This window comes from Thermus sp. H19.2, assembly GCF_054979525.1.
On sequence record NZ_CM143429.1, the window covers coordinates 89159 to 112006 of the forward strand.

Below are 22848 nucleotides of genomic sequence, written 5' to 3' on the forward strand. Positions count from 1 at the left end.
AGTTGTATATACAACACCACAGGCTACCCCCGTCTGTCAAGTCCTTGGGGCTGGCCTCTGCACCCCCCGACCCAAATGGTGTGCCTCAGAGCATCCGTACCTAAGGGCAATCCTCAACGCAGCTAAGGTCACTGAAGAAAGCCTGGGCCCCAGGGCTATCGCCAGGACCCTCCGGGTGTGGAGGTCCATCACCCCCGCCGGGTAGGCCACCCCCTCCCCCAGGACCACGTAGCTCAGGTCCGCCACCCACACCTGGTGCGGGCGGGTCACCGCGAGTCCCGGCAGGAGGTTCTTCACCCCTTGGAGAAGGCCCCCTGGGGAGGTAGTCCTGGGAGGGGGGGCTTCCGAGCAAGAAGCAGACCCTCCCCCCGCATGAGGGAGCGCACCCGCTTCTCCCCCACCTGGAAGCCTTCCCCCCGCAGGAGGGCGGTGAGGCGCCGGTAGCCGTACCGGGGCCAGGCCGCCGCCAGGGCCCCCATGTACAGCTTCCGCCGCAAGAGGGGGGGTCCTTTCCTGGAAAGCCGGCTCCTCTCCACGCTCTTCCCCGACTCCTCCCGCTCGGGGATGAGCCCCGCGTAGGAGGCCGCCCTCTTCGCCCGGCCCCAAAGCTCCGGGGGCAGGAGGGCCAGCACCGCCGCCGCCACCTGGGGCCCCACCCCGGGCAGGCCCATCAGCACCTCCGCCTCGGGGAGGGCGGCGAGGAGGGCCTGGACCCTGGCCTCCACCTCCCCAAAAAGCCCCTTCACGCACGCCAGCTCCCTCTGGAGGAGGGCGAGGACCTCCTTGCTCCCCGCCCATTCCGCCGCCTCCAGCTGGTTGAGGATGGCCCGCTCCCGCCCGGCCAAATCCTCCCGGTAGCCCACCAGGGCCTTGAGCTCCTGGAGGGCTTCTGGGGGGAGGGTGTAGGCCCGGAGGCTTTCCCGGTAGACCCGGGCGTAGTGGGCGAGGAGGAGGGCGTCCTGGCGGTCGGTCTTGTGGCGCTCCCCCGCGGCCCGGCGGAAGGCGGCCAGGTGGTAGGGGTTGACCAGGGCCACCTGGAGGCCCTTCTCCGCCAGGAGCTTGAGGAGGGGGAGGTGGTAGGCGCCGGTGGGCTCCAGGGGCACCCAGGCGGGGCGGAGGTGGGCGAGGGCGGCGAGGAGGGCTTGGCGGTGCCGGAGACCAGGGCCAGGTCCAGGTGGGGCTTGCTGACGTCAATACCTGCGCGGAGCATGGTCTTTCTCCCTTGGGTAGACTGAGGGAGGTGGCCACCCGACCCCGTGGGCCTTCCATGTGGATGCGGTCTTTGACGACCGGGATACTGTGCGGCGGGGAGGCCGGGGCGGGTGGCTACCCATCAGCCCTGCGGGCGTGGTGGCCCGGTGACCGGAGCGGTAGGGCCTCCCTCAGGGGGCAAGATACATGGATCGGAACGGGCACGAGCTACGCCCTGCCCGACCTGAGCTCCTTGGGCTTCCCCGTCCCGGCCACCAACGACACCGTGGGCTACGAGGCGAGCGCCTTCTACATCAACAAGCCCTTGGGTACGCTCTTGGCCGCCCCCAACTTCTGGAAGCTCCTCGCCACCCCGGGGATCTACTTGCGCTCTGGAAGCGAGGAGGGAAGCTACACCGCCCCTTGAGGGGGGAAGAACCTGGGCGGCCTTCGGGCCGCCTGGGCTTTCCTTTTCGCCCCTCTAACGCGATCTCTCTTGCCGTCCAGATACCGGGCTGGTGGTGCTGTCGCTGGGGGGGAAGGCTTTGGCCCAGGTAGAGGGACTACGGGCCGGCATACCGTCCCCACTGAGTCAGAGGGAAGCCAGAGAGCTTTGGAGCCTCGGGAAGTGCGCGGGCACCCGCTCTCCCGAGGACGAAGCGCTAGGCGCTCCCCGAAGGGGCGAGGAGAAGGGCTCGGACCGGAGGTCTTATTGCCCTGAAGCTTGCAAAGCGGGATAACGATCTTTGCCCTTTCCTTTGCCGACCACTTGCGCATCCTGCTACCCCTTCAGACTACACCCCTCGGCCTCTCCCCTGGGGTGGTCCAAATTTGGGGCAGCACTTCACAATCCGTATCAGGCCACCGTCCACCAGGGGGCGGCCACCACCCGTTCCACCAGGGGAAAGACCTCCTCCCCCCCGTGAAGGAGGAGCCCGCCGGGGGCTTCGGGGTACTCCGCCAGGAAGGCCAGAAGCCCCTGGGCGTCCTTCGGGGTGGGCCTGGAGGTGGCCTTCACCTCCACGGGCAGAAGTTTCTCCCCCGCCTCCAGGACGAAATCCACCTCCTGGCCGGAGGCGGTGCGCCAGTGGTAAAGACCCGGGGGCTCCGCCTGGGCGTCCCGGAAGGCCAGCAGGTCCAGGAGGACCAGGGTCTCCAAGTGGGCTCCCGAAGGCCTTCCCCCCGCTAGGTAGAGGGCCAGGGCGGGGTCGGGGAGGTAGACCTTGGGCGACTTGACCAGGCGCTTGGTGCGGTTACGGGCGTATCCCCTAAGGCGCACCAGGAGGAAGCTCACCTCCAAGAGGTTCAAGTAACGGTGCACCGTGGGCTGGGATATCCCCAGGTCCCGGGCCAGCTCGCTCTGGTTCAGGAGGCTTCCCGAACGCAGGGCCAGGGCCTCCATAAGCTTGCGGAGCTCGGGCAGGTTTTCCACCGCCCTGAGGGCGGGCACATCCCGCTCCAGGTAGGTTTGCAGGTAGGCGCGGAGCCACATCTGCCGCTCCTCCCAGTCCTTCAGGAGGAGGGCGGGGACGGGAAAGCCGCCCCGGGCCACGGCGGAACGCCAGTCTTCCCGGAGGTCCCAGGCCTCCCGCAGGAGGGAAGGCCACGCCTCCATGGGAAGGGCGAGGAGCTCCTCCCACGGCCCCGTCCTCCCCAGGCCCCGCTGCTCCCGCCGGGTCATGGGCCACAAGACCAGATGGGCCGCCCGACCTGCCAGGGTCTCCCCCAGATGGGCGTGGAGGAGGAGGTGGGCGGAGCCGGTGAGGACAAAGCGGCCGGGCATGCGGGCCTCGTCCACGGAGCGCTTTATGGCCAGGAGGAGCTCGGGCACCCGCTGCACCTCGTCCAGGATGAGCCGCTCCCCCCGGCGGAGGAGGGCGTGTGGGTCGGCCTCCGCCTGGAGGCGGAGGTCCAGGTCGTCCAGGCTCAGGTAGAGGTGCCCCCCCAAGGCGGGCAGGTGCCGCACCAAGGTGCTCTTGCCCACCTGCCGGGCCCCCATGACCGCCACCACGGGGAAAACCTGCAGAAGCCGCTCCAGGAGGGGCCCGGCTGCGCGGGGGAGGAAAGACCTTTCCACAGTCTGAATGATAGTCATTCAGTAGCGGAAAGGCAATACCACCTCTCCGGGGAAGGGCGGAAGGGCATTCCCCTCTCCGCCCTCAGGTTCCTGGGGCTCTATGGGGTATAGCGGTCAAGTCTGCCTAGTCCTCACCGCCCCCCTCTCCCTCTCGGCCAGGGTAGTATGATGATGTATGACATGCGGGTGACCCTCTACCTTCCCGACCATCTGGCCCAGGAAATAGAGGCCTACCGCAAGGCCCGCCCCGGCCTAAGCCTCTCCGCCCTGGTGCGGGAGCTCTTGGAGCGCGAGCTCCTCAAGCGCCCAGAGGCCCTTCTGGAAGTGGCGGGGCTGGTAGGGAAGGCCGAGCGCTCCGCCCGGGAGCACGACGCCCTCATCCGAAAGGAGCGGTGATCCCCCCAAGGCTGGTCCTGGACGCGGGGCCCCTCATCACCCTCCTCCACCGCTCCGACCCCGACCACGAGGAAGCGGTGAGGGGCTTCCGCCGCCTCGCCAAAGGGGGTACGCGTCTCTTCGTGCCCATGCCCATCCTCTTTGAGGTGTTCAAGTGGCTCCTCTACGAGGCGGGGCCGCAGGTGGCGCGGAAAGGTTTGGCGAAGGTGGTGGAGGGTGCGGTGGTGGTTCCCTTCGCCCTGGAAGACCTGGAGGAGGCCAGGCTCCTCCTCACCCACCTTCCCGGCTGGGAAGGCACCCTGGAGGACGCCAGCGTGGCCCTCCTCGCCCTGCGGCTTGGGGTGCCCGTCTGGACCCTGAACTACCGGGACCTGGGCGCTTTCCCGGCCCTTCGCTTCTGGACCCCTTGATGTGGGCAGACCCCCGGCAGCGGATTCGGGGGAAGGACACGGGTCCAGGGCTTAGCCCAACGAGCCGTTTACGGCCCTCCGGGTTGAGGCGGGAAGCACCCCTACGCCCTAGGGGGAAAGTCTTGCCCCGGGCTCACGGCCCGTCCACGGGCTTCCCAGTGCCGAGGGTTTTCCAGAAAAGAGAGAAGGCGCCCCCCTTGGCCGGGAGGGGATTCCTTCGCGAAAGGCAGCTTTCGCGAATGAGCGCCCCGGCCTCCATGGGGGGTAAAAAACGGGGAACGGCCCCCTGGAGGGCCGCCCGTCCTGCACCGGGCTATCGGGAACCCAGGCCCAGCCCGGTGGGTTGACACCCATCTTACCACGGGGGGGCATGAGGTTTCCACGCTTACCCATCCCTTAGGTTTCCCCTTGAGGGGAGAAGGGGTAAGCCCCCCTCCAGAGCGGCAACCCTTCAGCCTAGCCCTCCTTCCCGTCAATCCTTGACGACTTCAGGGCTTCCTTCAGGGCGAAGAGCTCGGGGCTGGGCTCCGCCTCGGGCCACGCGCTCATGGCGAGCCGGAGGGCCAGGACGGCCAGCTTGGCCCGGCGCTCGGGGTCAAGCTTCTTGGCCTCATCCAAGGCCGCCTCCAGGACTTCCAGGGCCCTGGGGGCCAGGGCGCCCAGCCGCTCCCTCCACGCTTCGGCCTCCTCCCACTTGGCCTTGGCCTTCAGGTAGCGGGCAACCCACGCGGGTTCTTTAGTCTTCCTCATCCCTCACCTCCACGCTCAGCTTGCCGAAAAGCCCTTCCAGCTCCTTCCGCACGTCCTGGGCCAGGTCCTGGGCCAGGGCCTCGGGGAGGCCCCCCAGCATGCGCCTCCCCCAGAGGGGAAGGCCAAGCTCCAGGGTCCTCCCCTTTCTCCTGGCCTGGGAGAGGTAGCCCAGCTTCCCGCACCTTCGGCAGAGGAGCCCCCGGCGCGTCAGGTAGAGCACCCGGCGCTTTCCCCCGCACCCCGGGCAGAGGAACTGCCACTCGTAGCCGAAGGGGCGTTCCACCCCCACCAGCCGCACCTCCTGCCCCTCGTAGGTCAGCCGGACGGGGGGCACCTCGGGGAGGGGGCGGCGCGTCTTGAGCCTCCAGTATTCGGCAAGCCACGCGGCCCAAACCTGGGGCGTTTCCTCCACAAGCCCCTGCCAGGGCTCCCCCGGGCCGCGCCCTTGCCCCGGGAGAGGGCCGCGCCTTCCCGCGCCTAAGGCCTCCCTGAGGAGGGTCATGAGCTCGTTCACGCGCTCACCTCCCCGCAACGTCTAGCCCCCCTACCAAAAACCTCACGACTCAGAGGGCGGCCTTTCTCATCCATGACCCCCAGGGCCTGGAGGGCTTGGGCCAGGGCCTGCACCTCCCCGGGCGAGAAGACGCGGGTAAAGGGGCCATCCCGCACCACCAGGTGCCCGGGGGGCTCCAGGGGGTCCGTGAACACGTCCAGCCCCTCCTCCCACAAGTACCGCGCCACCGCGTCAATCGCCCGCATGGGCCACCTCCTCCCAGGGGGTCCGCGCCTCTCTATCTCCCCGGAAGCGCGTGCGCGTTCCCCTCCCAACGGGGGGTTTATCGCGTCCTGCACGGGCAAAACCCTCGCGCACGCTGTGCGCACGCACGCGCACGCGTGGGAGAGGAGTGCCGTCCTGGACGGCACAAAGTGCGTGCGCGTTCTTCCTCCCGTCCAGGACGGCGTTCCCCGAAACTCGCGCACGCTCAGGCATGGCCTACCCCCTCCTTGGTCTTCACCCGGGCCCGGGCGATGGGCTCAAGGCGGGGCGGGTCCCCCGTCCACACGCCCAGGAGCTCCACCTCCCTCGCCTCCGGCCAGCTTTCGGCCAGGAAGGCCAAGCGCTCCACAAGCCAGGCCTCGAGGCTCGGGGCGTTCTGCCCGGGCCAGGCGGCATGCGCCTCCAGGTCCTCCTCCCCCGGGACGGCCAGGGCCCAGTAGAGCACCCGGCCATCCGCCAGCACCCGGAGCTTGGGCGGGCGCATGGCCCGCACCTTGGCGGCCAAGGCCGGGGCCAGGGCGATGAGCTTCCGCCACGGGCTCACAGCTCCACCTCCACCTCGTCTTCCTCCAGGGCGCGGGGGAGGGGCACGTGGAACACCCGCGCCCCTGTCTTTTCGGCCAGGGCCTCCAGCTCGGAGCGTGCGCGTTCCTCCGGGTTTTGCGATGGGGAAGCCACTTCCGAACGCGCACGGGGTTTTTCCTCTCCAGAAGGGCGTTTCTCGGGGGGGCGTGCGCGGTCGTGCGCATGGCGTGCGCGAGGGTTTTTCTCGTCCTGGAGGGCGTTTCCCTCGGTTTTCGGGGAGAACGCGCACGCGCTTCCGGGAAGGTAGAGCACGTGCACTTCCCCGGTGATGGGGTGCACGTACCTCCCCCCCTCCCCCAGCTCCCGGGCTAGCCGCTCGGGCTCGGGGAGGAGCCGGAAGGCGGCCTCCTCCAGGGGCGCCCCCTCCACGGGCCTCAGGGCCAGGCGGTTCCCGTCCTTCTGCACGTCCACCAGCCCGGCGGCCTCGGCCAGGTCCACCCACTTCTGCACCGTGCGCTTGGCCCAGCGCAGATGGCGGGCCACGTCCTTCACGTACACGGCCACGCTCCCCTCGGGGACCTTCCCCTCAAGCTCTTCCCGCTTGGCCTCGTACACCTCCCGCACGGCCACGGCCAGGGCCAGGGCCTGGGGGCTCACGGTGTGGACGCTCCGGGCCAGGGGGCGGGCGGCCAGGTGGTAGGCCAGGGCGTAGTCCTCCAGGGAGGCCACCAAACGCCCCTCCCGCTCCTCCCTTCGGGCGTGGTGGAGGAGGGCCACCACCTTGACCAGGGTGAGGAAGCGGCCAAAGTCCCGGCGGAGCCGGGTCAGGTCCTCGGGGAGGTCCTGGGCCTCCAGGAGCCGGGCGATGGCCGGGGCGTGGGGCACCACCACCCCCACTTGGGGAAGGGCCTCGTAGAGGGCGTGCCAGGGGGCCACCTCCACCTCGGGCCGCGCCCCCAGGGCCTCCCGTTCGGCCAGGGCCTGCACCACCCGGAGGGTGTGGTCCTTGGAGTCGTCCATGTAGAGGCTGAAGGTGCGGGTTTCGTTGTCCTCCTTGGTGAGCCCCCTGGTGAGCGTGGTGATGAGCCCGGTGGGGCCGGGACGGGTGATTTCCCGGGCCACCATGCGCCCCTGGGGGCTCTTCTCCACGGTCATGTAGCGGATTTGACCCTCGCTGAGGAGGCTGCGCACCAGGTAGAGCACTTCCTCGTTGTTCAGCCCGTCCTCCTCGTAGAGCACCAGGTGGCGGTGCCGGAAGTCCAGGTCGGCGTACACCAGGGCCTTGGCGCTCATGCTGGTGAGCTCGTAGTAGCCCCGAGGGGGGATGAGCTTCAGCACGGTGCTCACCAGGAAGGACTTCCCCGAGGAGGAGCGTCCCTTGACCAGGATGGAGATGGGACTTTCCGTCCGGGCGGAAAGGAGGCCCAGGTAGAGGAGGCCGCGGTTTTCCTCCTCCCCCACCACCCCCAGCGCCCCGAGGGTGCCGATGACCTTGTGGAGGAGGGCGGGGTCCTCCGAGAGCTCCCGGGCGGCCTCCCGGTCCTCGGGGGTGAGGGCCGGGGCGGCCTCCTCGCGGGCCTCCTCCTCCCGCGCGACCCGGTAGCGGGCCCAGTCCTTACGGAGGGCGCCCACGCTCACCCCGGTCTTCTTCTTGATGAGCATGAAGAGGGCTTCCAGCTCGGTATCCAAAAGCCCCGCCTCGTAGATGGCCTTGAAGAGCTCGGGGAGGAGGCCGGGGAGGGTTTCCGCCTTGGCCCCTTCCACCCGCTTGAGAAGGTCCTGGAAGGTCATGCCCACCTCCTCATGCGGGCGTAGACCCTGGCGCGGTAGGTGCGGGGCTCGGGAGGGGTAGGGGAAGGCTCCAGGGGGAGGGGCTTGGCCTCCCCCACCCTCCTGGCCCAGCGCAAGACGTCCCTGGCCTCCCCCTCGGGTAGCCCCGAGGCCCGGGCGGCCTCCAGGAGGGCGGCCTCCGCCTCCTCGGGGGGGAGGCCGTGGGCCACCAGGCCGAAGGCGGCCAGGCTGTATCGGAGGAGGGTCAGGTGCCGCGTGCCCACGTGGGCCCGGGCCACGGCTTTCGCGAGGCCCCCGAGGATGGCCTGGAGCCGCTTGGGGCTGGCCCCCTCCACCGGGGTCCACGCGGGCTTAGGGGGTGGCGGTGGGGGGAGGAGCCGGAGAAGGAGGCCTTCAGGCACCGGGGGAAGCTCCTCCGGCCTCACCAGGGGCACCTCCCAGGCGTAGCCCCGTCCATCGGCAAGCCTCGTAGGCCAAGCCACCGTGTAGGCCTTCTTCATGCCCCGGACGTCCACCTTGGGAATCTTCCTGGTCGTGGCGGAAAGCCGCACCCCGTGGGGAAGCCGGAGGAAGACGTGGACCCCTCCCTTGGGGGTCCTCTGCCGGGGGGCCTCCAGGAGGGCGGGGTGCTCCCGCCTCAGCTCCTCCCAGGCCTCGGGGGCGTCAACGTCCAAGACCAGGACCCCCTCGGGGGCCAGGACGCCCACTCCCGCCTCGGGGCAGGACTTCCACCAGGCGGTGATGGTGGCCGGGTCCAGGGTGGCCTGCCTCAACCCGTGGGGCACCAGGCCAGCGTGGGGGCGCTTCTCCCCCGGGTAGAGGGGGAGGACGGCGTAGCCCAGCCGGGCGTAGGCCAAGGCGGCCTTCAGGGCGGTAGGGGTAGAATGGTCTTGACGCGGCACGGCAACCTCCTAGCGCCCCCGGGCCTCCACCCCGGGGGTCTTCTCCAGCTCCTCCAGCCGCCCCTCCAGAAGGGCCTCCACCACCCGGGCCGGCACCAGGAGCCGCTTCCCAAGCCGCACCCCGTAGCGGCGGGCCAGCGCATACGCCGCGTCCCGCCCCAAAAGGTCCTCGCCTACCAGCCGCCGGACTTCCTCAACCTTCAGGAGCCGCTTCTCAGCGTTCATGCCCCCAGGTTGGCGGCCAGGTTGTTCACCTAAAAAGGGGAAGGCTCAGGTGAACATAAGTGAGAGAACGCACAAGCTCAGGTTGGCGCCAGCCCCAGCGCCTTATCCAGGCTTGCGATGGCCTTCGCAACCGCGCTCGGGGCGGCTTCCTCAATCAGGACGCGCCCCTCGTTGTCCACAAGCCCTTCCAGCCGTGCCCTCTTGGCCAGGGTCCGAAGGCTCCACCCCTTCACCTTGTGGGCCACCCACCAGCGGGCATGCTTCAGAAGCTCACGGTTGGGGAGGCTCCACTCCTCGTAGAGGGCCCGGCACTCCCTTAGCCAGGACTCAAAGGCTTGGCGGAGCCTTTCCTCCACCTTGGCCCAACTCCCGGTCTTCTCCCCGCCGTAGATGGGGGGGGTAAACTCCGGCACCCGAAGAGGAGGGAATGAGGGGATGTCCACAAGGGGGCCGGTGTGAACAAACGGCCCCCCCGCCAGTTCGGGGGCTTTGGCCCATAACCGAAGGTTCTCCATGGCCCACCCTAGGGGCTCAGGATGGGCCAGGTTCCACCTACGGCCCCAGGCGAGGAGGGCTTCCCGGAAGTCCCTTATCTTTGTCAGAGGCTCTTCATAGCCGGGCACGCCCGTTAGGGCTTCTAAGGCTTTCCCCAGGCTTTTCCAGTCGTAAACGTACCACCCGGGGCGGTCCATGTGGGGGGCGGCTTCCCGGTACACCGGCACCAGGCGGGCCAGGTCCTCAAGGGCTTCTGGCGCTATCTCTTCCACGGCGTGAAGGACGTAGCGCCAGGCGTTCCACCTACGCCACGCCTCAGCGTCCCCCATGCCCCCAGTCTACTCCGGCCCCGTGCGGTATCCTACGGGTATGCGCTCCCTCAAGGTACGGGCCTCCTGGGATGGGGAAGCCGGGGTGTGGGTAGCGGAAAGCCAGGACGTGCCCGGACTGGCTACGGAGGCCCCCACCCTGGAGGAGCTTCTTGCCAAGCTCGCGGTGATGGTGCCGGAGCTCCTTGAGGAGAACGGGGTGAGGGTGGAGCCCCCGGTGGAGCTTCACCTCGAGGCCGCCCGGCCTTTGGCCCTCTCCTGATGGCGGATTACGCCCCCGAGGTCAAGCGCCTCCTCCGGGAGGCGGGTTGCTATCCCGTGCGTCAGGGCAAGGGGGACCATGAAATCTGGTATAGCCCCATAACGGGGCGCAAGTTCGTGGTGGACGGCAAGATAAAGTCCCGCCACACGGCTAACGGGGTCTTGAGGCAAGCCGGTTTACCGAAGCGGTTTTAGGAAGCTCATGTAAAGGCTCCAGGAAGTGGGGGGCTTATCAGGGGGCTTATGGAGCCGTAAACCCCCGTATATCGGAGGAAGTTCCAGGAAAGTGGGTGGAAGAAAACCGCGTCCAGAAGGCTGTTTCCGTGGAATAGCGGGCGATTTTTCCCCGCCTTACAAGCGAGAGGCCAGAGGTTCAAGTCCTCTGCCGCCCACCAACCGCTCCCGCCCCCCCTAGGGGGGCGGGGGTTTTTCTTTTTCCAAAAGGCTTTGGACCCCCGCAGGAAGGGCTTCCTCAGGGAAGAGCGTCCGGAAGCGGCGGGCCAGATCGGCCAGGAAGGGCCTTAGGCCTTCCTCCCTCAATGCCTCGGGGTAGAGCTCCCGCATGGCCTGGAGAAGCTTTCCCCGGGCCAGGTGCCGGGCCACCCGAAGGGCTTCCCCTTGGAGACGCGGGGGTTTTCCCCGGTAAAGGCGTTCCGCCTCCTTGACCACGGCGGGCGCTTGCAAAAGGCGCCGGCAGGTGGGGCAAGGGTGGGTCTCGCTAGGGGTCTGGCAGATGGGGCAGGGAGTGCCCTTCCGCCGTTGGAGAAGGGCTAAAGCCGCCCGGGCCACCTTGTCCCGGAGGTCGGGAGGGGCTTCCTGGGCCAGGGCCAAGGCCTTGCGGCTTTGGGCGAGCTGCACGCCTTGGGCGGGACCAGGGTCTTGGGGCCTGGGGGAGTCTTCCCGGGCCTTGGGGCTTCCCACTTGGAAGCGGATTTCCTTCACCATCCCCGGAAACCGCTCCTCGTAGCGGCGAAGGAGAAGGAGGCGGTGGTAGGTGAGCTGGTGGGCCACCACGGGATCGGGGACCTCTACCCAAAGGGTGCCGTCCTCGAGGGCCAGAGCCTCGGTGACCCGGGCCAGGCCCGGCCCCACCACCTCCCGCCAGGCGGCGAGGACCATGCCTCGCCTAAGCCGCTCCTTGCCCCCGGCCCGCTTTAAGGCCTCGGGAATCACCTCCTTTAGCCGCCAGGGCACAGGACCACCCCCATTTGCATGGAGCATACCACCACCCCTTCGGGCGCTTGGAGGCCAGCCAGGACCGCCTGGGGGAGGTCCTTGGCGTAGCGCAGAACCGCCTGCCGCCGGGGTTCGTCCAGTTCCTCGCTCCACTCGTCCAAAAGAAGGATGGGGGGGTCCCCGTGGTGCTCCGCGAGGAGGCGGTGCTCGGCCAGACGCAGGGCTAGGGCCAAGGCCTTGGCCTCCCCCCGGCTGGCGAAGCGGTGGGCGGGGCGGCCCTGGAGGAGGACCACCAGGTCGTCCCGGTGAGGTCCCACCAAGGTCTGCCCCCGGAGGAGCTCCTCTTGCCGCCTTATCTGAAGGGCTTCTAGAAGGCTCCCCTGCACGCTTTCCTCCAGCTCGAGGCCCGCTTCCCCCGGGGCCAGGGCCCGGTACACCTCCTGGAAGATGGGCAGAAAGCGCCGGAGAAAGCGCCTTCTTAGGGCCAGGATTTCCTCCCCGTAGCGGGCGAGTTCCTGGTCCCAAACCCCTAGCCCGTTTCCCCCCACCTTCAAGAGGGCGTTCCTCTGGCGCAAGACCTTTTCGTAGGCGGTAAGGAGGGCGGCGTAGCGCCGGGAAAAACGGGAAAGAAGCCGGTCTAGAAAGGCCCGCCTGGCCTCTTTGGGCCCAAGAACGATTCCCACGTCTTCGGGGAGCACCAGCACCGAGCCGGGAAGCTCCCATAGCGCCCTTAAGCCCACGGGCTTCCCGTTGAGGCGCACCTCCCTCCCTTCTGGGCCTAGGCGTTGCTCCACCCGGTAAAGGCCAAGCTCGGTTTGCACCTCGGCGAAGAGCCAGGCTTCCCGTTCTCCAAAGCGCACCAGGTCCCCCAGGGCCCCGGGCGCCTCCCCCCCTAGGAGGAGGTGCCAGGCCCAAAGGAGGTTGGTCTTCCCCTGGCCGTTCCCCCCCACCACGGCGAAAAGCCCCGGAGGAGGGCGGAAGGCCTCCAGGGCTAGGTTGCGGAAGTTCCGCTGCCGAAAGAGGAGGAGCCGCATCAAAGCCGGACCCGGCGGAACAGGAAGGGCAAGGAGGCCAGGCCCAAGAGGAGAAGCCCCGCTCCCAGGAGGTAGGGGGCTTCGGGGGCCATCCGGTAGAGCCCCGTGCCCAGGATGGGCCCGAACATCCTTCCTAAGGCCTGGGCCGAGCTGTTGAGGCCCGCCACCAGCCCTTGCTCCCCTTCCCCCACCGCCAGGGAAAGCCCCGCCGTCACCCCAGGCCCCGCCAGGGCCGCCCCTGCTCCTTGGAGGGCAAGCCCCAGGGTGAGGGCAGGAAAGCTCCTGGCGAAGACCAGCACCAGAAAGCCCAGAAGGCCCACGGAAAGACCCAGGAGGAGGAGGGTCTTAGGGGGCCAGCCCGCCTTGCGCACCAGGAAGCCCTGGAGGAAGACCGCCACCAGGCCGTAGAGGACCAAGGCGAGCCCCACGCTCCGAGCGGTCTCCACCCCCGTTAGGCCCAGGCGGTCCTGGAAGTAGAAGGCGATGGTCTGCTCCAGGGCCACGCTGGAGAGGTTGAGGGCGAATCCCAGGAGGAGGAGGGGGAAGACCCGCCCGTCCCAGGGGGAAAGCCGCGCCGGCTCCCCCTTCCCTTGGGTCCTGGACTCGGGCAGGGCCAGGTGGACGAAGAGGGCGTTGAGGAGGGCGATCCCCGCCGAGAAGAAGACCGGGGCCAAAAGGCCTAAGAAGGCGGCAAGCCCCGCCCCCAAGGCGGGCCCCAGGATCACCGCGAGGCCAAAGGCCGCCCCCAGGAGGGCCATGCCTGCGGTGCGGTTTTCCCGCCCCGTGACGTCGGCCACGTAGGCCTGGGCCGTGGGCAGGGTGGCGGAGCTGAAGGCCCCTCCGAGAAGCCGCGCCAGGAGGAGCAGGAGGAAGAGGAGCCCCTGAGGCACAAGGCCCTTTTCCCCCATAAGGGCGAAGACGCCGAAGAGGAAGAAGCTCGCCGCGAAGCCCAGGATGCCCACAAGAAGGACGGGCTTCCGGCCCCCTTCGCTCCACCTTCCCCAGTAGGGGGCAAGGAGGAACTGCATGAGGGCGTAGCCCGTGGAGAAAAGGCCCACCTGGACCTCGCTCAGGCCCAGCTCCCGGCCCAAAGGCCCCAGGATGGGGAAGAGGATGGAGAGGCCCAGGACGCTGTTGAAGAGGGTGAGGAAGAGGAGGGCGAGGGGAGACATGGCACCGATTATTGTATTAGCCGAAGCGCCCGCTGATGTAGGCCTCGGTGCGGGGATCCTTGGGCTTGGTGAAAAGGACCTCGGTGGCCCCGAACTCCACCATCTCCCCGTTCAGGAAAAAGGCGGTGAAATCGGAGACCCGGGCGGCCTGTTGCATGTTGTGGGTGACGATGACGATGGTGACCTGCTCTTTTAAGGTCAGCAGGAGGTCTTCTATGGCCTGGGTGGAAATGGGGTCCAGGCTGGCGGTGGGCTCGTCCATGAGGAGGACCTCGGGTTCCACCGCCAGGGCCCGGGCGATGGTGAGGCGCTGTTGCTGGCCCCCAGAAAGACCGCTGGCCGGGGCCCTCAGGCGGTCCTTCACCTCGTCCCAAAGGGCCGCCCATTTGAGGGCCCGCTCCACGGCCTCGTCCAGGCGCTTGCGATCGCGGATACCCACCAGCTTGAGCCCGGCCGCCACGTTGTCGTAGATGGACAGGGTGGGGAAGGCGGTGGGTTTCTGGAAGACCATCCCCACCCGGCGGCGCACCAGCACCGGGTCCACCCCTGGGGCGTAGATGTTCTCTCCGTCCAGGAGGACTTCTCCCTCCACCCTGGCGATGGGGGTGAGGTCGTGCATGCGGTTCAAGGCCCTTAGGAAGGTGGTCTTCCCGCACCCCGAGGGACCGATGAGGGCGGTGATTTTGTGGCGGTAGAGGGGCAGGCTGACCCCCCCGCCCACCCCCACGCCGACCCGGTTCCCGTAACGGACCACCAGGTTCCTAGACTCCATGTGCACGTCCACGGCTTCTGGCATTTAGAACCTCCGCCTCGAGGCCCAGCGGGCGAGAAGGCTTGTCAGGGTGATGAGTCCGAAAAGCACCAACCCTGCGGCCCAAGCCTGGCGGTGCCAGTCCTCGTAAGGGCTGATGGCAAAGGCGAAGAGCCTTAGGGGCAAGGTGTCCATGGGCTTCAAGGGGTTGAGCTCCAAAAGGGGGCTGCCGAAGGCGGTGAAGAGGAGGGGGGCGGCCTCCCCCGCCGCCCGGGCAAAGGCCAAAAGGATCCCGGTGATGAGTCCCGCACGGGCCGTGGGCAGGACCAGGGAAAGGATCACCCGCCAGCGGGGAAGCCCCAGGGCGAGCCCCGCTTCCCGGATCTCCTTGGGCACCAGGGAGAGCACCCCCTCGGTGCTTCGGGCCAGGATGGGGATCATGAGGAAGCCCAGGGCGAAGGCTCCGGAGAGCCCGGAGAAGCCCCCCATGGGCTTGACCACCAGGACGAAGGCCAGAAGGCCAAAGAGAATGGCCGGCATCCCGTTTAGGGTGTCGGAGAGGAGGCGGAGGTAAGGATTGACGGGATGGTCCGGGTACTCCGCCAAGAGGATACCTGCGGCCAGCCCGAAGGGCAGGGCGATGAGGAGGCCCAGGCCGTCCACGATGAGGGTGCCCACGATGGCCTGCCGCAAGCCCCCCCCCGTTTCCCCGGGGGGACGCATGTCCTTGAGGAAGAAGTCCACGTTAAGGGCCCCCGCCCCCTGCAAAAGGGCGTAGGCCAGGACTAAAAAGAGGATCAGGAAAGCCAAAAGGGTGCCTAGGGCCACCAGGGCCATCATGAGGCGCTCCACCCGGTAGCGCCGCCTCAGGGCCAGGTCCTTCTCGGTCACAGCACCCCCTTCACCAGGCGCTCTTGGCGCCTGAGGATGTAGGCGGCGGTGAAGTTGACCAGCATGGAAACCAGGAAGAGAAGGAAGCCCACGGCGATCAAGGCGGACAGGTGCAGGTCCTCCACCGCCTCGGTGAACTCGTTGGCGATGACGCTGGGCATGGTGGCCGCCCCTCCGAAGAGGGTGTAGGGGAGCTTGTGGGAATTTCCGATGACCATGGTGACCGCCATGGTCTCCCCCACCGCCCGGGCCAGGGCCAGGAAGGCCCCGGCGATGATCCCCCCCCGGGCCAAGGGCAAGACGGCCAGGCGCATCACCTCCCAGCGGGTGGCCCCCAGGGCGTAGGCGGCCTCCCGATGCTCCTTGGGCACCAGGGCGATGGCGTCCCGGGCCAAGGCCGCGGTGTAGGGTACGATCATGGAGGCCAGGATGAGCACGGCGGTCATGAGGCCGTAGCCCGTGGGTACCCCGAGGAAGGGGAGGAGGCCGGGAAGGCGCTCCGCCGCCCACATGTAAAGGGGAAGCTGGACCGCATCCCTAAGCCAGGGGGCCAGGACGAAGATCCCCCAAAGCCCGTACACCACGCTGGGCACGGCGGCCATCAGGTCCAGAAGGAAGTTGATGGTCTGGGCGAGCCACCTGGGGGCGTACTCGGCGGCGAAGATGGCCGCCGCCAGGGCGGGGAAGAAGGAAAGAAAGAGGGCGGAGAGGCTCACGATAAGGGTGCCCAGGATGTAAGGCCAGGCCCCAAAGGCCTTCTGGACCACAGGGTCCCACTCCCTTCCCAAGGCGAAGCCCAGGAGGCCGAAACGCTTCAAGGCCAGGCTTCCCCCCTGATAGAGCTCGTAGGCCATGAGGAGGGCTAAAGCCACCACGCCCAAGGCCAGGAGAAGGAGGAAAAGGGCGAAGATCCGGTCGCCTAAGTGGCTGTAGAGTCGCCGCATGCGCAAACCCTTCTTCAAGATAAGGGGTGGCCCCGGGAAAGGCCACCCCTAGGCTGGCCTGGCTTTAGCGGCCCACGATCTCCTTGCCGATGGGCTTGCCCTCGTAGGTGACCCGGGACAGAAGGGCCAAGGCCCGCTGCTGGGCCACCGGGGAAAGGGCCCCATAGGTGAGGGGCTCGTTAAACCTTTGCCCCTCGGTGAGGACCCACTTGACGAACTCCACCAAGGCCCGGGCCTCGGCCTCGGACTTCACCGCCTTGTTGACCGAGAGGTTCTCGTAGAGGAGGAGGTAGGTGAAGCTGGCGATGGGGTAGCCGTCGGGGGCGGCGGTGTCGGTGAGGGAAACCCGCATGTCCCCCGGCAGGGGCACGTTGGCCGCCGCCTTGATGGAGGCCAGGTCCGCCAGGACGAAGCGGCCCGCCTTGTTCCGCACCGCCCCGTAGGCCAGGTTGTTCTGCTTGGCGTAGGTGACCTCCACGTAGCCGATGGCCCCGGGAGTCTGCTTCACCACCCCGGCCACGCCCTCGTTGCCCTTGCCGCCCACGCCCACGGGCCACTGGACGCTGGTGCCCCGGCCCACCTTCTGGGCCCACTCGGGGGACACCTTGGAGAGGTAGTCCACGAAGACGTAGGTGGTACCCGAGCCGTCGGAGCGGTGGACCACGGTGATGGGCAAGGGGGGAAGCTTCACCCCGGGGTTCAGCTCCTGGAGGGCCGGGTCGTTCCAGGTCTTGATCTTGCCCAGGTAGATGTCTGCCAGGACGGGGCCGCTGAAGCGCAGGGGCTCTTTTAGCCCCGGCAGGTTGTAAGCGGGCACCACCGCTCCCAGGGCATAGCCGATGTTTAGGGCGTTGGTCTTAAAGCGCTCCTTGACCTCCTTCATGCGGGGGTCGTCCAGGGGGGCGTCGGAGGCGCCGAAGTGCACGGTCTGCTCCAGGAACTGGCGAATGCCGCCCCCGGATCCGATGGACTGGTAGTTGATGCGCACCTTGCCCCCGGTAAGCCCCGTGTACTCGTCCCCGTACTTGGCCATGAGGGGGTAGGGGAAGGTGGCCCCCGCTCCCACCAGGGTGATGGTCTGCTGCGCCAAACCTAGGCCCGCCAGGGCCACCGCCATAAGAAGAACCGCTTTCCCTCGCATCGCTCAACCTCCCACCCGTACTTTGACCGACCTTTGTCAGGAGAAGGTCAAGGCGGGGGCCTCGAGGCCCGCCAGGTTGTAAAGCCCCCTCCGGATCACCGCACCCCCAAGGAGCCTCTCCCCCCGGTAGAAGACGGCGCTCTGCCCCGGGGTAACGGCGAAGACGGGGTGGGCGAAGCGGAGGCGCAAGGGGTTTAGGGACTCCACCCGGGCCCGCACAGGGGGGGTGCGGTAGCGCACCTGGACCTCCACCTCCTCGGGAAGGTCGGTGAGGAGGTTCACGCCTTCCCCTTCCAGGCCCTCCCAGTAGCAGGCCTCCCTGGGCCCCACGTAGACCACGTTCCGTTCGGGGTCCACGCCCACCACGTACCGCTCCAGGTGGGTCTTGTAGAGCCCGAGCCCCTTCCTCTGGCCCAGGGTGTAGAGGCTCGCCCCCTGGTGCTCCCCCACCACCTCCCCCGTGAGGGCGTCCACGAGAGGGCCGGGCCTGGGCCTTAGGCGCTCCTTGAGGAAGCCCTCGAGGTCCCCGGCCACGAAGCAGAGGTTTTGGCTTTCGGGCTTTTGGGCCGTGGGGAGGCCCGCCTTCTCGGCGAGGGCCCGCACCTCGGGCTTGGTGAGCCCCCCCACGGGGAAAAGGAGGTGGGGGAGGGCCTCCTTGGGGGTGCCCCAGAGGAAGTAGGTCTGGTCCTTCCTTGAGTCAAGGCCCCGAAGAAGGGCCTCCCCCTCCTTGCGCACGTAGTGGCCCGTGGCCACGTAGTCCAGGCCGAGCCTCCTCGCCTGCTTGAGGAGGGCCCCGAACTTGACGAAGGTGTTGCACCGGGCGCAGGGGTTCGGGGTGCGCCCCCGGGCGTAGTCCCTCAAAAAGGGGGAGATGATCTCCTCCTCAAAGACCTCCCGGTAGTCCAGGAGGTAGAAGGGGATGCCTAGGCGGTCCGCCACCCGCCGGGCCTCGTAGGCGGCATCGGGGGTGCAGCAGCTCTCCCAGGCCCGGGGCCTGCCCCCCTCCAGGCTCGGGGGCGGAAGGTCGGGCCAGAAGCGCATCATGGCCCCCACCACCTCGTAGCCCGCCTCCTTGAGGAGGAGGGCGGCCACGGAGGAGTCCACCCCCCCGGACATGGCCACGAGAACCCGCTTCATGCCACCACCTTCTCCCCCAGGGCCGCCTCCGTGCTCCTTATGGCCACCTCCACCATCTCCGGGGTGGGCTCGGCCACGGTGAGGGCCTGGAAGCGGAAGCCGAGCTCCCGGAAGAGGCGGGAGAGGGGGTCTTGGTGCCGGGCGGAGAAGTAGAGGAGCTCAAAGGCCAAGGCGGCCACCACGGGCAGGAAGAGGACCCTCGCAAAAAGCCGCCACCAGAGGACCTCTGGGGCCGGGATCAGGCTGTAGACCAGCACCGAGACCACGATGACGAAGGCGAGGAAGGTGGTGCCGCACCGGGGGTGGAAGCGGGGCTGGGCCAGGACGTTTTCCACGGTGAGGGGAAGCCCCTTCTCGTAGGCGTGGATGGCCTTGTGCTCCGCCCCGTGGTACATGAAGAAGCGGCGGATCTCCGGCATGCGCCGGATGAAGAGGAGGTAGCCCACGAGGATCCCCACCTTGATCGTCCCTGCCAGGAGGTTGTAGAGCACGGGGTGGCGGGCGGGGTCCAAGAGAAGCCCCGAGAGGAAACCGGGGAAGACGATGAAGAGGGCGATGCCGATGAGGAGGCTCACCGCCACCGTCCCCCAAAGCGCCCCCTTGGGGACTTCCTCGCCCCCGGCGAGCTCGGCGCTCCGCGCCAGGGCCCGGTAGCTCACGCTGAGGGCGTCCAAGAGGGCCACCACCCCCCGGAGGAGGGGAAGCCGTGCCCAGGGGTAGCGCTCGGTGAGGGCCCTTTCCTCGTGGCGTTCCACGTGGATCTTTCCGTCCGGCAAGCGCACCGCCAGGGCCCAGGCCCAAGGGGCCTTCATCATCACCCCCTCGAGGGCCGCCGCCCCCCCGAGGGCCGCCTGCTTCGCCAAAAGAAGCCACCGCATCCCTCCCATTCTGCCACGCCTTTGTGGTAAAACCTTGCACGTGATCACCCTACGCGCCGTTTCCACGGGCCTGGCCGAGGGCCGGGCCCCCCTCAAGGTGGTCTGGGCCAAGGAAGGCGCCCTCCTCCCCCAGGGGGAGGTCCTGGACGCCCGCCTCAAGGGGCGGCTCCGGCAGGCCCTGAAGGAGGCGGGGCTTAAGGCGGGGGAGAGCCTCCTCCTCTACGCGGAGGAAGGCCCCGTCCTCCTCTTCGGGCGGGGCGAGGACGACCGGGAAAGCGGGGGGAGGCTCGCCCAGGCCCTCCTCAGGCTCGCCTTCCCCGAGGCCCTGGTGGAGCCTTTGGAGGACGCCTACGCCCTGGCCGAGGGCCTTCTCCTCGGGGCCTACCGCTTTGACCGGTTCAAGGCCACCCAGGAGGAAAAGGCCCTCACCCTCCTCCTTCCGGGCGTCCCCGAGGCCCTTTTGGAGCGGGCGAGGAAGGTGGCGGAAGGGGTTTACCTGGCCCGGGACCTGGTGAACGAGCCCCCCAACCTCCTCACCCCCGAGGCCCTGGCGGAGCGGGCCTTGGAGCTTAGGGCCTTGGGCGTGCAGGTGGAGGTCCTGGACGAGAAGGCCATCGCCGAGCTCGGCATGGGGGCCTTCCTCGCCGTGGCCCAAGGCTCGGAGAACCCGCCCCGGTTCATCCGCCTCCGCTACGCCCCGCCAAGGCCCAAGGCCCGGCTGGACCTGGTGGGGAAGGGCCTCACCTTTGACTCCGGCGGCTACTCCCTAAAGCCCACGGAGAGCATGGCCACCATGAAGGGCGACATGGCGGGGGCGGCGGCCGTGCTCGGGGCCTTCAAGGCCGCGGCCCTTTTGGGCCTTCCCGTGGAGCTAAGGGGCTACATCGCCGCCTGCGAGAACCTGGTCTCCGGTAGGGCCTACCGGGTGGGGGACGTGCTCAAGACCCTTTCCGGAAAGACCGTGGAGGTGATGAACACCGACGCCGAAGGCCGCCTCACCCTGGCCGACGTCTTGGCCTACGCCGAAAGGGAGGGGGCGGAGCGCATCCTGGAGCTTTCCACCCTCACGGGTGCGGCGGTGGTGGCCCTGGGGGAGGAGGTGGCGGCCCTCTTCGCCACCGAGCCCTCCTGGGGGGATAAGGTGCGGGAGGCGGCGGAAAAGGCGGGGGAGAAGGTCTGGCCCATGCCCTTGGAGAAGGCCTACCGGGAGAAGCTGAAAAGCCCTGTGGCCGACCTCAAGAACGTGGGGGACCGCTACGGCGGGGCCATCACCGCCGCCCTCTTTTTGGCGGAGTTCGTGCAGGTGCCCCTCGTCCACCTGGACATCGCCGGGCCCGCCTTCGCCAAGAAGGCCCACGCCCTGGGCCCCGAGGGGGGGACGGGCTTCGGCGTGCGCACCCTTCTGAAGGTGGCGGAGGCCCTGTGATGCCACCCCATGCTGGCTTTCGCCAGCATGGGGACCCCAGAGAAAGGTTCCTGGGGAGATTCCCCAGACCCCAGGTTTAGGCGCCTACTTTTGGCAGCTCGGGCACTTCCCCCGGAATTCCAGGCGGAAGCCCTCCAGGGCCCAGCCCGTGCGCTCGGCGGCCGCCCGCATGGCGGGGTTCACGTCCAGCTCGGGAAGGTTCTTGAGGAGCAGGTCCTCCACCTTGCCGCAGGAGAGGCAGACCAGGTGCACGTGGGGCTCGTTGTAGCCGTCGTAGCGGGTGTAGCCCTTGGGGTCCTTGAACTCGTAGATCAGGCCGTGCTCCCTAAGCACGTGGAGGTTGAGGTAGACGGTGGAGAGGCCGATGTCGTAGCCCCGCTTCTTCAGGCCCTGGTAGAGCTCCTCCGGGGTGGGGTGCACGTTTTTGCGGTCCAGGTAGCTCAGGATCCGCTCCCTGGGCAGGGTGTGCCGCAGGCCCACCGCCTTAAGCCGCGCCCGGTAGTTCTCCTTTTCCTTGGTCCTTGGCATGGCTCCTCCTTCCTTTCAGTTCCAGTATACACAGGTGGTGTGCAGATGCAACACGCAGAAGATCGCCAATGAGGTAGATACGCCACCTTTGCCCTTGGCGGGCTTTTTCTGCACCCGTTGCCTTCTTGCCTTTACCTCTATTCTAGAAATAATCCTTGGTTTTCCCAAGACGGGGCTTCGGGTATAATGGCCGCACCGTGGAGCGTCCCATCTACCGCTTCCTCCACCTGGTCTTCGCCCTGGGCCTGGTCCATGCGCTTTTCCTTTTGGCCCAGGAGGGGGTGCGGGCCCACGAGCTGGCCCAAAGGGAGGCCCGGCTGGAAGCGGAGCTTCGCCGAGCCGAGGCGCGGGTGGCGGAGCTCAGGGCCTGGCTTGCGGCATCCCAGGACCCCGCCCACCTCGAGGCCCTGGCCCGCAGGCTTGGCATGGTGCGCCAAGGGGAGATACTAAAGAGGCGATGAGGGACGACCCCGCCCACCTGCTTCTGGAAGACGAGGCCCTGACCGATGGCCTCACCGACGAGGAGGCCGAAACCCTCCTCTCCTGGCTTTTGGGCCTGGCCCAGGAGGCCGGCCCCGCCCAGCTTGCCCATCTCCGCCGCCTGGGCCACGAGATCACCCGCCTTTCCCGGGATTATGGGGTGCCCGTGGAGGACCTTATCGCCCTGGTGGAGCTCGCCTGGGGCGAGGGGGAGGCCCCCGGGCTCCAGGCCTAAAGGACCAGGCCGGAAAGCAGGGCCCGCACCTCCTGAAGGCGGGGGGGCGGGGGGTGTTTGCAGTAGATAAGGGAAACCTGCAGGGCGGCTTCCTCTCTCAGGGGCTTAAGAACGGTGCCCGGGTGGGGAAAGACCCGGTACGGGGCCAGGGTGAGGTAGACCCCCACCCCGGCGGCCACCAGGCTCACCGCCTGGGGAAAGCGGGCCACCTCCCGCACCACCTTGGGGGCGAACCCCGCCTTGCGGAAAACCTCCATGAAGGCCTGGTGGAGGGGCGGGAGGGACTCCCGGGGGATGAGAAGAAAAGGTTCCTCCCGCAGGTTGCTTAGGGCCACCCGTTCCTCCCCCGCCAAGGGGTGGCCTTCGGGCAGGAGGGCCACGATGGGCACCTTGAAAAGGGGCTCCTCCCCGATCCCGGGGTCCTCCACCTTTAGCCCGGCAAGCCCGTAGTCCAGCCGTCCTTCCTTGAGGGCCCGCACCTGCTCGGGGGTGTGCATCTCCAAGACCTCCACGGGCTGGCCCAGCCCCCGGCGCAGGTGGTCCAGGAGGGGCATAAGGTCGGGGAGGAGGTTCTCCGGCACGCCGAAGCGCAGCTCCCTCCTTCCCGCCCGGCGCACCCTTTCCTTCAGGGCCTCCACCTCCTTAAGAAGCTTCTCCCCCTGCTCTTTCAGGGCCTCCCCCGCCGGGGTCAGGCGGAAGGGCCTCCGCTCCACCAGCTTGACCCCGAGTTCCCGCTCCAGGGCCTGGATCTGCTGGGAGAGGGCCGGCTGGGAGAGGTAGGCCCGCTCCGCCGCCTTGTGGAAGTTTTTTTCCTCGGCCAGGAGGAGGAAGAGGCGCAGGCGGCGCAGGTCCATGATAAGAAAAGCTTATCACATGGGCTCGGGAGGTTCTATTGGACAAACCGGCCTCCCCTGCGCCACACTTA

28 protein-coding genes and 2 pseudogenes are annotated in these 22848 nt (G+C 68.3%); 8 read left to right on the top strand and 22 right to left on the bottom strand.

Annotated elements, in window-relative coordinates:
* Window positions 1-57: 57 nt before the first annotated feature.
* Window positions 58-473, bottom strand: a pseudogene (locus ACY5J6_RS00465) (transposase); the annotation flags it as partial.
* A pseudogene (locus tag ACY5J6_RS00470) lies at window positions 462-1210 on the bottom strand (IS110 family transposase); the annotation flags it as partial. The pseudogenes ACY5J6_RS00465 and ACY5J6_RS00470, both read right to left, overlap by 12 nt.
* A 63-nt stretch (window positions 1211-1273) precedes the next feature.
* On the opposite strand from ACY5J6_RS00470, the gene ACY5J6_RS00475 reads away from it, so the two are divergent.
* On the top strand, window positions 1274-1618 hold the full coding sequence (locus tag ACY5J6_RS00475; RefSeq protein ID WP_462846543.1) for a hypothetical protein: 345 nt from the start codon (window positions 1274-1276) through the stop codon (window positions 1616-1618).
* 429 nt (window positions 1619-2047) lie between these two features.
* Here the strand turns inward: ACY5J6_RS00475 and ACY5J6_RS00480 are convergent, their stop codons facing one another.
* Window positions 2048-3268, bottom strand: a complete 1221-nt coding sequence (locus tag ACY5J6_RS00480) for an ATP-binding protein (protein WP_462845483.1) — start codon at window positions 3266-3268, stop codon at window positions 2048-2050.
* 180 nt (window positions 3269-3448) lie between these two features.
* On the opposite strand from ACY5J6_RS00480, the gene ACY5J6_RS00485 reads away from it, so the two are divergent.
* Complete coding sequence (locus tag ACY5J6_RS00485) at window positions 3449-3664, top strand: ribbon-helix-helix protein, CopG family (protein WP_462845484.1); 216 nt, start codon at window positions 3449-3451, stop codon at window positions 3662-3664.
* A complete protein-coding gene (locus ACY5J6_RS00490) occupies window positions 3661-4074 on the top strand; it encodes a type II toxin-antitoxin system VapC family toxin (protein WP_462845485.1) in 414 nt (137 codons plus the stop codon). The genes ACY5J6_RS00485 and ACY5J6_RS00490 overlap by 4 nt, the downstream gene beginning before the upstream one ends.
* A gap of 456 nt (window positions 4075-4530) precedes the next feature.
* On the opposite strand, the gene ACY5J6_RS00495 is transcribed toward ACY5J6_RS00490, so the two are convergent.
* From ACY5J6_RS00495 to ACY5J6_RS00530, 8 genes are all read right to left on the bottom strand, one after another.
* Window positions 4531-4824 (bottom strand): hypothetical protein, encoded by a 294-nt coding sequence (locus ACY5J6_RS00495; protein WP_462845486.1) that lies wholly within the window; start codon window positions 4822-4824, stop codon window positions 4531-4533.
* A complete protein-coding gene (locus ACY5J6_RS00500) occupies window positions 4811-5338 on the bottom strand; it encodes a hypothetical protein (RefSeq protein WP_462845487.1) in 528 nt (175 codons plus the stop codon). The genes ACY5J6_RS00495 and ACY5J6_RS00500 overlap by 14 nt, the downstream gene beginning before the upstream one ends.
* Window positions 5335-5583, bottom strand: a complete 249-nt coding sequence (locus ACY5J6_RS00505; protein WP_462845488.1) for a hypothetical protein — start codon at window positions 5581-5583, stop codon at window positions 5335-5337. The genes ACY5J6_RS00500 and ACY5J6_RS00505 overlap by 4 nt, the downstream gene beginning before the upstream one ends.
* Window positions 5584-5807: 224 nt before the next feature.
* Entirely contained in the window at window positions 5808-6146 is a 339-nt protein-coding gene (locus tag ACY5J6_RS00510) for a hypothetical protein (protein WP_462845489.1), read from the bottom strand.
* The gene (locus tag ACY5J6_RS00515; protein WP_462845490.1) at window positions 6143-7918 is read right to left on the bottom strand and encodes a hypothetical protein; all 1776 of its coding nucleotides are present in this window, start codon (window positions 7916-7918) and stop codon (window positions 6143-6145) included. The genes ACY5J6_RS00510 and ACY5J6_RS00515 overlap by 4 nt, the downstream gene beginning before the upstream one ends.
* Window positions 7915-8820 (bottom strand): bifunctional DNA primase/polymerase, encoded by a 906-nt coding sequence (locus tag ACY5J6_RS00520; protein ID WP_462845491.1) that lies wholly within the window; start codon window positions 8818-8820, stop codon window positions 7915-7917. The genes ACY5J6_RS00515 and ACY5J6_RS00520 overlap by 4 nt, the downstream gene beginning before the upstream one ends.
* A gap of 9 nt (window positions 8821-8829) precedes the next feature.
* Complete coding sequence (locus ACY5J6_RS00525) at window positions 8830-9045, bottom strand: hypothetical protein (protein WP_462845492.1); 216 nt, start codon at window positions 9043-9045, stop codon at window positions 8830-8832.
* A gap of 77 nt (window positions 9046-9122) precedes the next feature.
* Complete coding sequence (locus ACY5J6_RS00530; protein WP_462845493.1) at window positions 9123-9869, bottom strand: hypothetical protein; 747 nt, start codon at window positions 9867-9869, stop codon at window positions 9123-9125.
* A 40-nt stretch (window positions 9870-9909) separates the two neighbouring features.
* On the opposite strand from ACY5J6_RS00530, the gene ACY5J6_RS00535 reads away from it, so the two are divergent.
* Entirely contained in the window at window positions 9910-10131 is a 222-nt protein-coding gene (locus tag ACY5J6_RS00535) for a DUF1902 domain-containing protein (protein ID WP_462845494.1), read from the top strand.
* On the top strand, window positions 10131-10325 hold the full coding sequence (locus ACY5J6_RS00540) for a type II toxin-antitoxin system HicA family toxin (RefSeq protein ID WP_462845495.1): 195 nt from the start codon (window positions 10131-10133) through the stop codon (window positions 10323-10325). The genes ACY5J6_RS00535 and ACY5J6_RS00540 overlap by 1 nt, the downstream gene beginning before the upstream one ends.
* A gap of 216 nt (window positions 10326-10541) precedes the next feature.
* Here ACY5J6_RS00540 and ACY5J6_RS00545 read toward each other — a convergent pair whose 3' ends face one another.
* The 9 genes from ACY5J6_RS00545 to ACY5J6_RS00585 all read right to left on the bottom strand — a co-directional run bounded on the left by ACY5J6_RS00545 (window position 10542) and on the right by ACY5J6_RS00585 (window position 19254).
* The gene (locus tag ACY5J6_RS00545; protein ID WP_462845496.1) at window positions 10542-11324 is read right to left on the bottom strand and encodes a DciA family protein; all 783 of its coding nucleotides are present in this window, start codon (window positions 11322-11324) and stop codon (window positions 10542-10544) included.
* Window positions 11309-12340 (bottom strand): DNA replication/repair protein RecF, encoded by a 1032-nt coding sequence (gene recF / locus ACY5J6_RS00550; protein ID WP_462845497.1) that lies wholly within the window; start codon window positions 12338-12340, stop codon window positions 11309-11311. Before recF ends, ACY5J6_RS00545 begins: the two co-directional genes overlap by 16 nt.
* Window positions 12340-13512: an MFS transporter gene (locus tag ACY5J6_RS00555; RefSeq protein WP_462845498.1), complete on the bottom strand. Its 1173-nt coding sequence runs from the start codon at window positions 13510-13512 to the stop codon at window positions 12340-12342. Before ACY5J6_RS00555 ends, recF begins: the two co-directional genes overlap by 1 nt.
* A 16-nt stretch (window positions 13513-13528) precedes the next feature.
* Window positions 13529-14308, bottom strand: coding sequence for a phosphate ABC transporter ATP-binding protein PstB (gene pstB / locus ACY5J6_RS00560; RefSeq protein ID WP_462845499.1), 780 nt, complete (start codon window positions 14306-14308; stop codon window positions 13529-13531).
* Window positions 14309-15154: a phosphate ABC transporter permease PstA gene (gene pstA / locus ACY5J6_RS00565; protein ID WP_462845500.1), complete on the bottom strand. Its 846-nt coding sequence runs from the start codon at window positions 15152-15154 to the stop codon at window positions 14309-14311. It lies immediately after the preceding gene.
* The gene (gene pstC, locus ACY5J6_RS00570) at window positions 15151-16098 is read right to left on the bottom strand and encodes a phosphate ABC transporter permease subunit PstC (RefSeq protein ID WP_462845501.1); all 948 of its coding nucleotides are present in this window, start codon (window positions 16096-16098) and stop codon (window positions 15151-15153) included. Before pstC ends, pstA begins: the two co-directional genes overlap by 4 nt.
* Window positions 16099-16162: 64 nt before the next feature.
* Window positions 16163-17239: a phosphate ABC transporter substrate-binding protein PstS gene (pstS, locus tag ACY5J6_RS00575; RefSeq protein ID WP_462845502.1), complete on the bottom strand. Its 1077-nt coding sequence runs from the start codon at window positions 17237-17239 to the stop codon at window positions 16163-16165.
* A 36-nt stretch (window positions 17240-17275) separates the two neighbouring features.
* Window positions 17276-18376 (bottom strand): tRNA 2-thiouridine(34) synthase MnmA, encoded by a 1101-nt coding sequence (mnmA, locus tag ACY5J6_RS00580; RefSeq protein ID WP_462845503.1) that lies wholly within the window; start codon window positions 18374-18376, stop codon window positions 17276-17278.
* Entirely contained in the window at window positions 18373-19254 is an 882-nt protein-coding gene (locus ACY5J6_RS00585; RefSeq protein WP_462845504.1) for a DUF1385 domain-containing protein, read from the bottom strand. Before ACY5J6_RS00585 ends, mnmA begins: the two co-directional genes overlap by 4 nt.
* Window positions 19255-19294: 40 nt before the next feature.
* Here ACY5J6_RS00585 and ACY5J6_RS00590 point away from each other — a divergent pair, with 40 nt between their 5' ends.
* Window positions 19295-20680, top strand: coding sequence for a leucyl aminopeptidase (locus ACY5J6_RS00590; protein WP_462845505.1), 1386 nt, complete (start codon window positions 19295-19297; stop codon window positions 20678-20680).
* Between the two features lie 84 nt (window positions 20681-20764).
* On the opposite strand, the gene ACY5J6_RS00595 is transcribed toward ACY5J6_RS00590, so the two are convergent.
* Window positions 20765-21208 (bottom strand): Fur family transcriptional regulator, encoded by a 444-nt coding sequence (locus tag ACY5J6_RS00595; RefSeq protein WP_462845506.1) that lies wholly within the window; start codon window positions 21206-21208, stop codon window positions 20765-20767.
* A gap of 197 nt (window positions 21209-21405) precedes the next feature.
* On the opposite strand from ACY5J6_RS00595, the gene ACY5J6_RS00600 reads away from it, so the two are divergent.
* Together ACY5J6_RS00600 and ACY5J6_RS00605 are read left to right on the top strand one after the other, a co-directional pair.
* A complete protein-coding gene (locus tag ACY5J6_RS00600) occupies window positions 21406-21669 on the top strand; it encodes a septum formation initiator family protein (protein ID WP_462845507.1) in 264 nt (87 codons plus the stop codon).
* Window positions 21666-21923 (top strand): hypothetical protein, encoded by a 258-nt coding sequence (locus tag ACY5J6_RS00605; RefSeq protein WP_054638029.1) that lies wholly within the window; start codon window positions 21666-21668, stop codon window positions 21921-21923. Before ACY5J6_RS00600 ends, ACY5J6_RS00605 begins: the two co-directional genes overlap by 4 nt.
* On the opposite strand, the gene ACY5J6_RS00610 is transcribed toward ACY5J6_RS00605, so the two are convergent.
* Window positions 21920-22777: a LysR family transcriptional regulator gene (locus ACY5J6_RS00610; RefSeq protein ID WP_462845508.1), complete on the bottom strand. Its 858-nt coding sequence runs from the start codon at window positions 22775-22777 to the stop codon at window positions 21920-21922. The genes ACY5J6_RS00605 and ACY5J6_RS00610 overlap by 4 nt on opposite strands.
* Window positions 22778-22848 lie beyond the last annotated feature (71 nt).